Raw genomic sequence first — 13,988 nt, forward strand, 5'->3', positions numbered from 1 at the left:
TTTTCATGCGAATTGGTAAATTTGCAAATCAAAATCAACTAAGTGTTGATACCATCAGGCACTATATGGACCTTGGGCTAGTTGTACCTGAAAAAAAGGGTGGTCAATATGATTTCGATGATCGCTGCCAAATGGATTTAGACCTTGTATTAGAATTGAAAGCAATGGGCTTTTCACTGCAAGAAATTAAAACGATACTGCTTTACCGAAATATTGGAAACCTCGAGGCTTACGAGGAAAATACCTACTACCAATCGATATTCAATGAGAAATATCAGAAACTTGATGAAGAAATCGCTGCTTTAGTGGAAATGAAAAACAAACTATCCATGAAATTAGAAGAATTAGCAGTGGAATCTTCTGCTGAGAATGTCGTGTCAGGACTGAATATGAAGGCATTGGATTTATTGAAATGCCTAAATTGTGGTGGTGAACTCGATCTAGAAGATGGAAGAATTCACCGGAATCAATTAATGGAAGGAAGACTTACCTGTGTCTGTGGGGAAGAATATGTCGTAGATTCCGGTATCTTGATCGTGGGAACACCGCACGAAACAAACACTAATCATCTATCGGCTGAAAATATTGGGAATTATATTCAGGCAACCGATTCCTCTTATCTAGATAATCTCCATAAAGGCTTGCAACGAGGGAGTCGCAAAATGGCAGAGTTGAACTTGCATCAGAAGGTAATGTTGGAATTGGGATCGGGAGCTGGATTTTTCTTGCGAACCATTTTTCGGCAATTACCGGAGGATTGCCTATATATTGCCGTTGATCATAATCTGAAAAGACACCAGTTCCTTAAACATTTACTTGAACGAACTGGGATGAAGCGAAATGTTCTGTTTATTTGTACAGACTTTAAGAAAATTCCAATAAAGGATCAGACCGTTGATATACTACTAGATATCGCGGGAACTAGCAACTATAGTTTTGAGCATGAAGAATTTTTGCTAAGTGAAGTGGATGCTTTATTAAAACCCGTTGGATATTTATTGGCTTCGTTTATTGTATTCCATAAATTTAGTCCGAAGGGGAAGATAGAAATCCCGTTGCGAAAGAATTTCACTGATTCGAAAATCAAGGAAAATATTATGAAACTTGGCTACACGGTGATCGAAGAAACGAAAACTTCTCCTGTTCAGAAAGGTGGCCAATTTGAGGATTTTTTTGTTGAGGGAGAAGAAGTTTATACATATGCGTTTTTTGGAAAAAGGTTGGGTTAACCCCAGCTTTTTTTCATTTTGCTTCAAAAAATCGACAAACCTCCTATTGTGATAGGGTTAACCCTCTGCCATACACTTTGGGTATGAAGTAATAAGGAGGATGACGATGAAAAATAATGAATTTCGAAATTTGCTTCTATATTCGGCAGGGAAAACAGTGTCGGTATTTGGAGCGTCTATGTATAACTTTGCTGTCGGCTTATATGTATTAAAAATAACCGGTTCAGCATTAAGTTTTGCCGTGACTTTACTATTAGGGATTTTGCCGATGATTTTAATCAATCCATTTGCAGGGGTGATTGCCGATAAAGTCAATAAGAAGAAGCTTGTCGTGGGAATGGACTTTTTAAGTGGAGTGCTGCTTGTGGCTGTTTATTTTCTTAGTCGGGAATATGGTCTATCGCTCTGGTTGATTTATTGTACGACATTTTTATTAACCTTATGTGCCACCTTTTTTGGAGTGGCGATGGAGTCCGCCAAACCTAATATTGTTTCAGCAAAACGGCTGATGAATTTGAATTCCATTAGTAAAATTATCGATTCCGTTTCATTGATTATGGGGCCAATGATTGGTGGCGTTGCCTTTGCGCTATTCGATATTCGGACCTTTATTGTTTGGAATGGTGTTGGGTTTATTTTATCAGGCTGCTCGCTGCTGTTTATTCAGATTAATCGCCTAGACCTACTAAAGGATGCGGCGAAAATTCATTTTTTCCAAGATATGAAGGAAGGGTTTCGCTATATTATGGAGCGTGACAGTCTGAAGAGTATATATTCAATCTTAATTTCACTTAATTTCTTTATTGGTTTTTCGGTGACAATCCCATTACCTTATATCGTTAATAATGTTTTGGAGTTAAGTACGAAGCAATACGGATTGATCCAAAGTTTTTTTCCGGCTGGCATGATTTTCGGGGCCTTAGTGGTTAAGAGAATGACGGAAAAGATGGCTTATTCAGTACTTTTGAAAAGAATTTCCTATATTTTGTCAATGTTGATGGTGGTATTCGGACTGCCTGTTTTGATAGGTGGATTTGAAAAAGCCTTTTATGTTGTTTTTTTCAGTGTCTTGATGCTGTGTTATGGCATCGTTATCGCGTTAATTGATATTCCCATCGCTTATTATTTGCAAAAGGAAATCCCCGAGGATTATCGTGGTCGTGTACTCAGCATTGGTATTAGTATCGGAAAAACGATGCTGCCGCTGGCAATGGTGTTTTCCGGCCTTTTGTTAAAATGGTTGCCAGCCTATATAATGCCGATTGCAGGAGGGGTGTTATTTTTTCTCATTCATATGTACTCCACTAAAAGGGCTAATATTGAAATTTCGGAAACAGCAGTCGTGTAGGTGCGGACTGAATCGGAGGAGTGGTTTTGAAACCACTCCTTTTTCCCATTTTGTTTTTCGGAAATCATTTATTTCATAAGTCGAATATTTCGGGAGTGAAAATATTTATTGTTTATGGTATGATGGCTTTATTAAATCATGAATATTTAAAAAATTAGTTAATTTCACTTGCTCAGGAGATGAATTCGTATGCCAAGATGGAAAATTAATTTGTGGGTGCTTTGGATTGGTGTGTTTTTCACGGCCGCAAGTTTTTCCATGGTGATTCCGTTTTTACCAATCTTTCTATTACAAATTGGTGTGCATGAACACACGGAAATGTGGTCAGGTTTGATTTTTAGTTCAGCGTTTTTTGCCGGGGCGATTGCGACACCGTTTTGGGGGAATCTTGCCGACAAATATGGTCGAAAGCCGATGATCGTCCGAGCTGGCTTTGCACTGTTTGTCATCTATACGTTAATGGCTTTCGTGACAAGTCCGGGACAAATCTTGGCGCTGCGGATTTTACAAGGCTTACTAAGTGGGTTTATTCCAGGGGCGATTGCTTTGATTGGGACGAATACGCCTAGCGAAAAAGTCGGCTATGCCCTTTCGTTGATCTCTTCGGCTTCCGCATCGGGTATGATTATTGGGCCACTAATCGGGGGAGCGATTGCTGAGTTAGCTGGAAACCGTTGGGCGTTTGGTACGGGAGGAATAATTGTAGGTTTAGCAACCTTCTTGATCATCTTCTGGGTAAAAGAGGAGAATTTTAAACCTAGTAAGGTTAAGGGCTCGATTATTAACGATTTTAAAGTGGCCATAAATAATCGCCCATTTATATTAGTTGTCGTTTTAACACTCGTAGCAAGTTGTGCAATAATGACAGTGGATCCACTGCTCCCATTGTATATAGCTGATTTAAGTAGTGGTTCAACTTATCAATCCATGTTAACGGGTGTCGTGATTTCACTTCCGGGGATTGCAAGTGTGATATTTGCACCAAGGTGGGGGAAATGGGCAGATAAGGTTGGATTTCAACGAGTATTATTTATTGGACTGCTTGGTGGAGGACTTGGAATGTTGGCGCAAATCCTCGTCTCACAAATTTGGGGATTCTCGTTGATCCGGTTCGTGTACGGAATCTTCTTTTGTGCGGTGTTCCCGGCGCTTAATGGTCTAGTAGTGAAGTCCACGCCTGAGGATTTCCGTGGTCGGGCGTTTAGCTTAAATCAAACGGCTAATCAAATTGGCGGAATGATTGGTCCAATAATTGGTGGATTCCTTGGTGGAATCTTCTCAATCCATGTCGTGTTTGCAGTAACGGGGGCCCTGTTGTTAGCTGCGATGACAACCGTTCGTTTGAATGCAAGGGAGTTTAAACATACATTGAAAAGGGAAGTGGCAACCGGAAAATAGAATATGACAGAAAAACGCCTCCCTGTTTGAGGGAGGCGTTTTTCTGTCATTTGGCATTAGGGTTATAGCGGAAAAAATATGATAATCTCAGTCTGGTTGCTTATATAGCGTATATCGATTTCACCTTTCATTCCTTCGATGATTCGATAGACAACCATTAATTCTAGCCCCGTGCCATCGGTGTTGTTAATAAAGAATGGTTCACCCATACCTAGTTGTTTTTCGTTATTCAGTTTAGTTCCTTCATTCATCAGATGAATTTGAATTTTATCCTTACCTATAAAGCTCGTAATAGAAATCATTCCACCTTCATTCATCGATTCGATACTGTTCCGTAGCATATTGACAAAGGCTTGAACTAACAGATTTTTGTCCCCCTGAAGAAAATGTTCCGGGATTTCATCTAATTGAATCAAAGTCTTTTTTTGATGGGCAAATGGACTAATGATGGAAACAGATTGATTGATGATATTGGCTAAATTAATTTTTTCAATTTTATTTGGATATGGTTTTGCAAAAGTAAGATAGTCCGTTATCACACTCTCAACTTTGTCTATTTCATTTAGAGCCAGTTGGTATAATTCCTGTTTATGCACATCTTGAGAATGGGAATCCTCTTTAAATAGTTGTACGAGTCCTCTTACAGTGGTGAGAGGATTTTTAATCTCGTGATTGACGGATGCTGCTAAGTGACTCATCACTTCGAGCTTGTCTGCATGGACAATTTTTTGGCGCAGCTGGTAATTCCTTCGAATCAGTTCAATAAAATAACTTACTAAAATCATTCCAAGTGCATTAATAACCGTATATTCAATCCAAGTTACGTGACGGAGATTGAGCCCTTTAATCTCCGAAAATGTGTATAGTACCATTAGGGAAAATAGAATATTGGTGCCCGTAGCTATAAATACCTTTATTAAGGTGGCTTGGCGAAAATAAAAGGATTTTATCGATAGAATAAATAGGAATAAAAAAACCAAGTTTAAACTTGAAGTAATGGCACCTTCCCCACCTTGCAGGAAACGTACCAAAATCGTAAACCCGGTTAAAATAAATCCAATCGATGTACTTCCATATATACAACCAAACCAGAACGGTATCCTTCTTAAATCAAAATGAATACCCCTTTGCTCATAAAAGGTAAAAGTCATACAAAAGAAAATAGCTATCGCTGAAGTAATCAATAGAGAGTATCTCTGTACAAAACGGTTTTGTGGCTTACTTTCAACCCAGAATTGATTCCCCATTAGAGAGATAAGAATAATTAATAGGTTTAGTAATAGGTTCGTGACAATCGTCATCTGAAAACGGCCCCTTCAATTCAAACCAACAAATAAGATAGTTATTTCTTCCTAGTAAATAATAATTCACCAAAAATCATAAAAATCCTTCAAACTACCTCGAACGCCGAAACAAAAAAATACTTTAGCACTTTAAAGCATGTGGGGACAGTCCCCGAGTTTTTTTAAAAACACTAAAGTACCAATTTGCTTTAGTGTTTTTAAAAAAATATACATGCTTTAAAGTGCTAAAGTGTATTTGTTAGGCCCATTCTAGGAAGTCTTGGAGTTGTTTGGTGGTTGGGTTGTTGATTAGTTCGGGTAATGGTCCGGATTCTGCTAGTTCTCCTTGTTGAATGAAGAGGCCATGTTGGCCGATTCGTTTGGCTTGGTTCATGTTGTGAGTGGCTAACATGAGCGTGGCGCCGTTTTGTTCACAGTAATGAATAATTGCCTTTTCTATCATTTGAACATTAAATGGGTCAAGGTTGGCGGTGGGTTCATCCAACAGCAACAAATCCGGCTCTAAAACAAGTCCTCTAGCTAGAGCTACGCGTTGGATCTCCCCACCTGATAAAGATTCAACATTTCTTTTTTCATAGTCTTCTAGACCTAGTAAGGCTAATATGCTGGATATTTTTGATTGCCGTTCTGCTTTTGGCATTTTGCGGAACTGTAATCCGAGGCCGACATTATATTCGACATCCCCTTGAAACAGCACCTCATGCTGAGCGACATAGACCATCCTTTTACGCAATGAGAGTAGATTTTTTTTCCTAATCTTCTCTTCGAATAATTTTACTTCGCCTGCACTAATTGCTTGAAGCGTGGCAATGGATTTTAACAACGTGCTTTTTCCTGCGCCACTTGGCCCAATTAGGACATATCGTTTACCTGATTCAATCGCCAATGAATCTAGCTTAAGTAGTGTTTTCGTTTTGGTTTTAACGAGCAAGTTGTCAATCACGACGGTATTTTTCATAGGGGTATAACCTCCTGGTTAGGAGTCTTCTTGAGCATAAATCGCCATAGAATAAAGAAGTTGATGATAAAACTGATCAATAATAAGACGAGCCCCAAGGCTAAAGCGATGTCGAAGTTGCCTTGTCTTGTTTCTAAAATAATCGCTGTTGTCATTACTCTAGTTTCTCCCTCAATATTACCGCCAACTAGCATGACCGCACCAACCTCAGAAATCGCCCGGCCGAACGCTGTCAAACAAGCTGTGATAATCCCGCGGCTAGATTGGCGCAACAGCACCTTCCATAATTGAAAGGAATTTGCTCCCAGTGTTAGTGCTGTAGTGGAAAATTTACTTACATTAGCGGAAATCGCCGAATAGGTTAACCCAATCACAATCGGTGTGACGAGAATAATTTGTGCCATAATCATCGCGGAAGGTGTAAATAACAGCTCAGCAAAGCCTAAAATTCCTTTTCTGGATAAAAGCATGTAAACGATGACTCCAATTAACACCGGAGGCACCCCCATTAATGTATAAACAACGGATAGAATCACATTTTTCCCTTTGAAGGAGTAAATCCCTAAGATTGTTCCGAACAAAATCCCGATGATTCCGCCGATAAGTAAAGCTGTAACAGAAACCTGTAGCGATAGGCCGATTATTTGGAGAATGACATCTTCCTTAAATAAAGAAATCCACTCTTTCATCCCATAGTCCTCCACATTCATAAACAGTACAGTAAAATAATCGTATAATTATTTATAGATTAACACAATAGAAATGATAAAAGGCCATAAAAACGACACAAAACAAACAAAACTTAACAAAACTTAACGAAACTAGATTTACAAAATATGTTTTATCCCTTACCTTTAAATTATCAAACTAAAAAAGCGAGGGATATCGGTGAAACTTAGAAAAATACTATTTACGATTCTAGCAGCTGTGCTTCTAATTTTTACATCGAGCATGTCATCTTTTACAGCTCAAGCTAGCGCAGCCACAAGCACCACATCTGTAAAGGTTATCAAAAAAGTCAACTCTACTATTAATTTAAATGTGCGAACAGGTCCAGGTTCTACCTATAAGGTAATGGGAGTTGCTAAAAAGGGCACGGAGTTATCGGTAGTAGGGACTAAAAATTCTTGGTTAAAAGTACAATGGGGTAGTAAATATGGTTATGTAAACCCAAAATACACGAAAAATGCACCTACTAAAACAGCAACAAAACCAAAACTAGAAAAATCGATTATTCTTGCAACAACGACAAGTACACAAGATTCCGGATTATTAGATACATTGATCCCCGTTTTTGAAGCCAAATACGATGTGGACGTTAAAGTTATTGCCGTTGGAACTGGCCAAGCCATTAAAATGGGTGAGCAAGGCGACGCTGATGTCATTCTTGTCCATGACCGTAAGAGTGAAGATAAGTTCGTCGAGGATAAATACGGAGATTTAGCACACAGTGTGATGTACAACCAATTTTTACTAGTTGGTCCAAAAGATGACCCAGCAGGCATCAAAAATGCCAAAACAGTTGAGGAAGCGCTTAAAAAGATTATTACTAAGGAAGCCACCTTCATCTCTCGTGGCGATGATTCCGGCACACATAAAAAAGAACTTAGCTTATGGAAAAATGCTAACCTTACTCCAGAAGGGAAATGGTATAAAAAAGCTGGACTTGGTATGGGTGACACGTTAAGAATGGCGGACGAACTAGGCGGCTATACCCTTACGGACGAAGCAACATTCTTAACAAATAAGACAGGATTAGTGAACCTAGTTTCCGGTCAAAAGGATTTATTAAATCCTTATGGTGTCATTCGCGTGAAGAGCACTAAAAAGCCAAATGCAAGTAAAGCATTTGTTGAATTCTTAGTAAGTAATGAAGGTCAAAAAATCATCGGTAAATTCGGTAAGCTAAAATACAGCAAGCCACTATTTGTGCCGAGCGCTGAGAAACGCTAATTAATTTTCTGTCTACCGAAAGAGATTGTAAGATATAGGATTACCCTGAGGGGCTGTTCAAAAAGTCATGTAACTGACTTTTGGCAGTCCCTTATTTTTATTTTGTTATGTGGAATAGTTGCTTTTCAATTCAGGCAATTTCTGAGTTGAAAAATATTCCCTTAGAGAAATTATCAAGCTACACCCTCAAAAAAAGCGGTATGGTACACGAACCTATTACTGAAAGCAGCGGCCGCTTAAATAATATTAATATACTATTCTAGAGGTGAATGGAATTGAAAAAATTTCTTAGTCAAAAAGAAATCAATAAAGTTACCAAAACAGTATTAGCGATGGTTCTAGCCGGAACATTTACCTTATCATCCACTCAAGCGTTTGCAAGTGAATCAAATGTAGAGAATAATGTTCAAACGATTGAATCGACAACAAATAATACTACAACAGTGGTTGTAGCACCAACTAACGACGTTGAAACGACAACAAGCAGTGAATCAAAGGACGAAGTCAAGGCACCGTCATTAGTACCTGGCGATTTCTTCTATTTTGCGAAAATCATGATCGAGAAAATTAAACTTTTCTTAACTGTTAATGATGTAAAAGAGGCAGAACTACTAGCGAAATTTGCTTCTGAGCGTTTAGCTGAAGCAGAAAGCTTGTTTGCTGAAGGAAAACAGGATCTAGCGATTGAAACAATTGGTAAAGCACTTGAGGGTATGAAGGCAGCTGATCAAGTCGTAGCTGATAAATCAGAAACAACAGAAGGACAAACTCCTGCCCAAGGTGACACAGCAACACCGACTGATACGACTGTTGGTACTGAGGTAAATGCAGGTGTACAAAATACTACTACAGTAGAAGGGACAACTGCTCAAGATACGACTACTACTAGTCAAGAAACGCCAACTCAAAGCGAAGTTCCTGTCGCACAAGCCCCTACTAATGGAGAAAATCAAAAAGATAAAGAAGCAATCGAGGAAGTTAAAGTAGTATTATCTCAAAATATTATTGCCTTAACGGCAGCGATGGAAAAGGTGAAAAATCCAGTTGCGAAAGCAGCTTTACAAAAAAATATCGAAAAAAGCTATGCGAAGCTTGAAAAGAAAATAGCGAAAATCGAAGCTAAAATGGCTAAAAAGGAAGCTTCTGAAAAAGTGGAAGAGGAACCAACAAAGGTTACAACTGAAACTAAGGTAGAGACTAATACAGAAGTAAAAGTAGAAGAAACGAAAACAACCGATTCAGTTAAAAAAACACAAACTGTGGAAGCTCCAGCTGTCGAAGAAGTGAACGGTCATAAAGCTGTCAAAGAAGAAATGAAGAAGCAAAAGCATGAAGCTAAAAAAGAACGTAAAGAAAGACATGAGCAAGCTAAACAAGAACGCAAAGAAAAGCATGAACAAGCAAAACAAGAACGCAAACAAAAGCATGAACAAGCAAAACAAGAGCGCAAAGAAAAGCATGAGCATGCTAAAAAAGAAATGAAAGAAGCTAAAAAAGCTTTTAAAGAAAACAAAGGTAAATCCGAGAACCATCAATCTGATGAAAATAATTAATTTGAAAAGGTCTAATCCGCAGGGATTGGACCTTTTTTAGTGTTTAGTTAATGAATCCGTAGTTGCATAATATTTAGATTGAACATAATTTACCTGTAGGAGATAAACTTTTGAAACAAGGAGGTCTTTAATAATTGTGATACCTAAAAATCCAATAATGGGTACAAATCAAGTAAGTTCCCAACAAATGATTCAATTTGTTAAACGGGTAAATCCCGAGTTTAATGCCGCGATTGCAGAGCAATTTTTAACCATTAGTCAAAGGTATGGTGTTCGTGGTGATGTAGCCTTTTGCCAATCCATCTTGGAGACCAATTGGTTCCGCTTCGGAGGTGATGTCCGCAGCGAGCAGAACAACTATGCAGGAATCGGCGCTTCAGGTGGTGGCAGACAAGGAGCTTTCTTTTCTACCATTGCTGAAGGAATAACCGCTCATATTCAACATTTGTATGCCTACGCTACAAAAGCGCCGCTACCTAGCGGAGAAAAAGTGGTCGACCCACGCTTTCATTTAGTTGTAAGGGGAAGTGCACCAAACTGGGAGGATTTGGCCGGAAAGTGGGCTTATCCTGGGTATAATACGAGTAAATATCAAAGTTTAGAAGAAGCTTTTCAGGTGAATGACACTTATGGTCAGAGAATTATCACGATGTATAATCAGTTAAAGGGGGCTACAGTCGAGCCTGTTGACCCTAATGCTTGGAAAATGGAAGGGATTAACTGGTTGTTTGAACAAGGGTTTCTAACAAATGAGCGTTGGAAAAATCAAATCAACGAACCGTTGCCACTGTGGGCTGAAGGGTTAGTCTTAATGAGGATGTTTAATAAACTGAATGGCAGGTAGTTGCGAACAGGACTTGGTGCTGTTCGCTTTTTTTTTTGGGAGGAGATAATGAGTGTTAATTTGGTGTTTCTGGAGTTTGACTTGATTAATTGATGAACTCGGTTGATAACTGAGAGAACCATTTCCAATTTTCCCAATCAATTTTTGAAGTTTGCACAAAGATTTGCAATACTAGGGGAAATTCGGCATTTAGCCTATGGGCTAGTTTTACACTAAAAAGTACTAATATAGGGCCGGGGTCCATTATAATGGAAAGGAATGGATAGGAGGAGATGACCTTTTGGAAAACAGCATTCAAACGCTAAAAAAGTGGTTGGCTGAATCTCAATATACGGTTATTTTTACGGGGGCAGGCATGTCGACTGAAAGTGGAATTCCAGATTTTCGCTCTGCTACAACTGGAATATGGAAGCATAAGGATCCAATGAAACTAGCTAGTACCAACGCGATGAAAAATCATCGTGAGGATTTTATTGAATTTTACAGGCATCGAATTGATAACCTCGGAAATCTTGAACCTAATACTGGGCATCATATTCTTGCTAAATGGGAGCAGGAGGGGAAGATTAAAGCCATCATAACCCAAAATGTAGACGGATTTCATCAAAAGGCTGGAAGTGAAAATGTTTCTGAACTGCATGGGACTCTTCGATCCTGCCATTGTGATGAGTGCGGTGAAGTTTACTCAATCTCCAGGTTTATGGAGGAGGATTTAACCTGCGCATGTGGTGGATTTATTCGCCCAGGTGTCGTTTTGTTTGGTGAATCACTGCCGGCTAATAGTTTCCATGAGGCTGGTGTTGAGACAAATCGGGCTGATCTATTTATCGTGCTTGGGTCATCGTTAAGTGTCGCGCCAGCCAATTACTTCCCGGTCGATGCGAAAAGAAATGGTGCGAAGCTAGTTATTATTAATATGGAACCGACGGATTTGGATAGTCTAGCTGATATTGTCATTAATGACCGGAAAATTGGTGGAGTTTTGCAAGAATTGGGGGGCGAGAGGGATGAATTTTGAGCTAATGGAAGCCATTGAAATCCTGGAGCGAACACCTTCTGTAGTTGAAAAATTATTGTCCGGACTATCAGAAGGCTGGACCACTTGTAATGAAGGTGACGGAACGTGGAATGCCATTGAAGTGGTCGGGCATTTGATTGAGGGGGAGAAGAACGACTGGATTCCTCGGCTAGAAATTATTTTAACAAAAGGAGAGGGTGAAACTTTTCCGCCGTTTGAGCGATTGGGGCATTTGAAAAACATTGCAGGTAAGACATTGGAACAGCTTATTGGTGAGTTTGCTGAGCTGAGAGCGGCAAATCTAGAGAAACTTAAAGGGCTTGTTGCCAGTAATCCTGACTTGGAACAAACTGGAGTTCACCCACATTTTGGTGTAGTTCGGTTGCGAGAATTGCTTGCTACTTGGGTCGTGCATGATTTTACCCATTTGGCTCAGGTGACTAGGGTGATGGCGGAGAGATATCGTACGGATGTTGGACCATGGGTGGAATATTTGGGTGTTTTGAAGAATGGTTGATAATCCCAGCATACAGAAAGAAAATCAGCCTGGTAGGTTCTTAAATTGCAGTATAATGGTAAAAGTCCTCTCTTTATTCCAGGAGATGGGTTTTTTTCTGAAAGGAGACACCTATGATTTTTACCGAAAATCTTAAATGGTGAACTCAATTTGGAGCATAAATTTACATATGAAAATGGAAATGTGATTCGGTATGAGGCAACTATTTTACAAGGATCTTCAAGAAATATGCAGGGCTTGGGAATGAAGTGATGGAGTCATGATCAATGAAATCACACAGGGTAATATGCTTTAAAGGGTTAAAGTGTTTTTTTGGTTTTTATTGTGTAGACTATTAGGAGGTTATGAAGTGAATGGAGGGATGGAGATGAAGAGGGATTTTGGTTGGAGTTTTGATAATAGTTATGCTAGTTTACCTGCAAAGTTTTTTACCTTGCAAAAACCAACTCCTGTTCGTTTGCCGAAGTTAGTTATTATTAATGAAACATTGGCTGCAGACCTAGGGTTAGATGTTCAGGCACTTAAAAGTGAAGAGGGGATAGCTGTTTTTGCGGGAAATCAAGTTCCGGATGGTGCCACTCCTCTTGCCCAAGCCTATGCTGGCCACCAATTTGGCCATTTTACGATGCTTGGCGACGGGCGTGCCATTCTGCTTGGTGAACAAATCACACCAAAGGACGAGCGCTTTGATATTCAGTTAAAGGGACCGGGAAGAACGCCATACTCTCGTGGCGGCGATGGCCGGGCAGCTTTGGGACCGATGCTCCGTGAATACATTATCAGTGAAGCGATGCATGCTTTAAATATCCCAACGACTCGCAGTTTAGCAGTGGTAAAGACCGGTGAAATTACCTACCGGGAAACAGAGCTACCGGGAGCCATCCTTACTCGAGTAGCTGCTAGTCATATTCGTGTAGGAACCTTTCAATATGCGGCAAGATCGGGCAATGACGAGGACCTGAGAGCCCTTGCCGATTATACTATTAATCGTCACTATCCTAAGTTAAAAACAGCTCAAAACGAAGAACGTTACCTAGCCTTTCTAAACGAAGTCATCAAGCGTCAAGCCCAGCTCATTGCCAAATGGCAGCTGGTTGGTTTTATCCACGGCGTCATGAACACTGACAATATGACCATTAGTGGGGAGACCATTGATTACGGCCCGTGCGCCTTTATGGATACGTACGATCCGGCAACTGTCTTCAGTTCGATTGATAGAGAAGGACGTTATGCCTATGGGAATCAGCCGTACATTGGGTTGTGGAATCTGACTCGATTTGCTGAGACTCTATTACCATTACTAAACGAAAATCAAGATGATGCGATTAAATTAGCTGAAGAGGCACTCGGAAATTTCGGTAAAATTTATCAAGCAAGCTGGACTAAGGGAATGCGCGCCAAACTAGGAATCTTTAGTGAAGAGGAAGAAGATAAATCACTAATTGAGAACCTTTTAAACTTAATGCAAGAGCATCAAGCGGATTACACCAACACGTTTCGTGCCTTAACTCTGGAACAATATGATGATATTGCGATGTATAATACACCGCAGTTTAAGGAATGGCTAAAACAGTGGCAGGATAGATTGACACGGCAATCAGAATCCAAAGATTCAGCGCAAACATTGATGAGAAAAAGCAACCCTGCGGTCATACCAAGAAATCATCGAGTTGAAGAGGCTCTGGAATCGGCTGTTAAGAACGGGGATTATCAAGTAATGGAACAACTCCTAGTGGCTCTATCCAATCCGTATGACTACACTATTGAACAAAATGAATACACGAAACTACCAGTGCCATCATCCCGTCCTTACAGAACTTTTTGTGGAACGTGAATAAATTGCCTAATTCTATCATCTTGATAGGG

The 13,988-nt window shown here is 39.7% G+C and carries 12 protein-coding genes; 9 read left to right on the plus strand and 3 right to left on the minus strand.

Going from position 1 to position 13,988, the window contains the following annotated elements; genetic code table 11:
* Window positions 1-5: 5 nt before the first annotated feature.
* The 3 genes from ACX9YW_RS05220 to ACX9YW_RS05230 all read left to right on the plus strand — a co-directional run bounded on the left by ACX9YW_RS05220 (window position 6) and on the right by ACX9YW_RS05230 (window position 3,975).
* Window positions 6-1,229 carry a MerR family transcriptional regulator gene (locus ACX9YW_RS05220; RefSeq protein ID WP_460342849.1) on the plus strand — a complete coding sequence of 408 codons (1,224 nt, stop codon included), beginning with the start codon at window positions 6-8 and terminating at the stop codon, window positions 1,227-1,229.
* 106 nt (window positions 1,230-1,335) lie between these two features.
* A complete protein-coding gene (locus ACX9YW_RS05225; RefSeq protein WP_460342852.1) occupies window positions 1,336-2,577 on the plus strand; it encodes an MFS transporter in 1,242 nt (413 codons plus the stop codon).
* A 189-nt stretch (window positions 2,578-2,766) separates the two neighbouring features.
* Complete coding sequence (locus ACX9YW_RS05230; protein WP_460342855.1) at window positions 2,767-3,975, plus strand: MFS transporter; 1,209 nt, start codon at window positions 2,767-2,769, stop codon at window positions 3,973-3,975.
* A 62-nt stretch (window positions 3,976-4,037) separates the two neighbouring features.
* Here the strand turns inward: ACX9YW_RS05230 and ACX9YW_RS05235 are convergent, their stop codons facing one another.
* The 3 genes from ACX9YW_RS05235 to ACX9YW_RS05245 form a co-directional block, all read right to left on the minus strand.
* A complete protein-coding gene (locus tag ACX9YW_RS05235) occupies window positions 4,038-5,276 on the minus strand; it encodes a histidine kinase dimerization/phospho-acceptor domain-containing protein (RefSeq protein ID WP_460342858.1) in 1,239 nt (412 codons plus the stop codon).
* A gap of 241 nt (window positions 5,277-5,517) precedes the next feature.
* Window positions 5,518-6,237 (minus strand): ABC transporter ATP-binding protein, encoded by a 720-nt coding sequence (locus ACX9YW_RS05240; protein ID WP_460342861.1) that lies wholly within the window; start codon window positions 6,235-6,237, stop codon window positions 5,518-5,520.
* Window positions 6,234-6,926, minus strand: coding sequence for an ABC transporter permease (locus ACX9YW_RS05245; RefSeq protein ID WP_460342864.1), 693 nt, complete (start codon window positions 6,924-6,926; stop codon window positions 6,234-6,236). Before ACX9YW_RS05245 ends, ACX9YW_RS05240 begins: the two co-directional genes overlap by 4 nt.
* 199 nt (window positions 6,927-7,125) lie before the next feature.
* Between ACX9YW_RS05245 and ACX9YW_RS05250 the strand changes: the two genes are divergently transcribed.
* The 6 genes from ACX9YW_RS05250 (at window position 7,126) to ACX9YW_RS05275 (ending at window position 13,956) form a co-directional block, all read left to right on the plus strand.
* Window positions 7,126-8,190 (plus strand): substrate-binding domain-containing protein, encoded by a 1,065-nt coding sequence (locus tag ACX9YW_RS05250; RefSeq protein WP_460342867.1) that lies wholly within the window; start codon window positions 7,126-7,128, stop codon window positions 8,188-8,190.
* A 275-nt stretch (window positions 8,191-8,465) separates the two neighbouring features.
* Complete coding sequence (locus tag ACX9YW_RS05255; RefSeq protein WP_460342870.1) at window positions 8,466-9,743, plus strand: DUF5667 domain-containing protein; 1,278 nt, start codon at window positions 8,466-8,468, stop codon at window positions 9,741-9,743.
* Between the two features lie 136 nt (window positions 9,744-9,879).
* Entirely contained in the window at window positions 9,880-10,587 is a 708-nt protein-coding gene (locus tag ACX9YW_RS05260; RefSeq protein ID WP_460342873.1) for a glucosaminidase domain-containing protein, read from the plus strand.
* 280 nt (window positions 10,588-10,867) lie between these two features.
* Complete coding sequence (locus tag ACX9YW_RS05265) at window positions 10,868-11,605, plus strand: NAD-dependent protein deacylase (RefSeq protein ID WP_460342876.1); 738 nt, start codon at window positions 10,868-10,870, stop codon at window positions 11,603-11,605.
* Window positions 11,595-12,122: a DinB family protein gene (locus tag ACX9YW_RS05270; RefSeq protein ID WP_460342879.1), complete on the plus strand. Its 528-nt coding sequence runs from the start codon at window positions 11,595-11,597 to the stop codon at window positions 12,120-12,122. The genes ACX9YW_RS05265 and ACX9YW_RS05270 overlap by 11 nt, the downstream gene beginning before the upstream one ends.
* Before the next feature lie 361 nt (window positions 12,123-12,483).
* Window positions 12,484-13,956, plus strand: a complete 1,473-nt coding sequence (locus ACX9YW_RS05275) for a protein adenylyltransferase SelO (RefSeq protein ID WP_460343234.1) — start codon at window positions 12,484-12,486, stop codon at window positions 13,954-13,956.
* The last annotated feature ends 32 nt before the right edge of the window (window positions 13,957-13,988 follow it).

Source organism: Pseudoneobacillus rhizolycopersici, assembly GCF_054786815.1.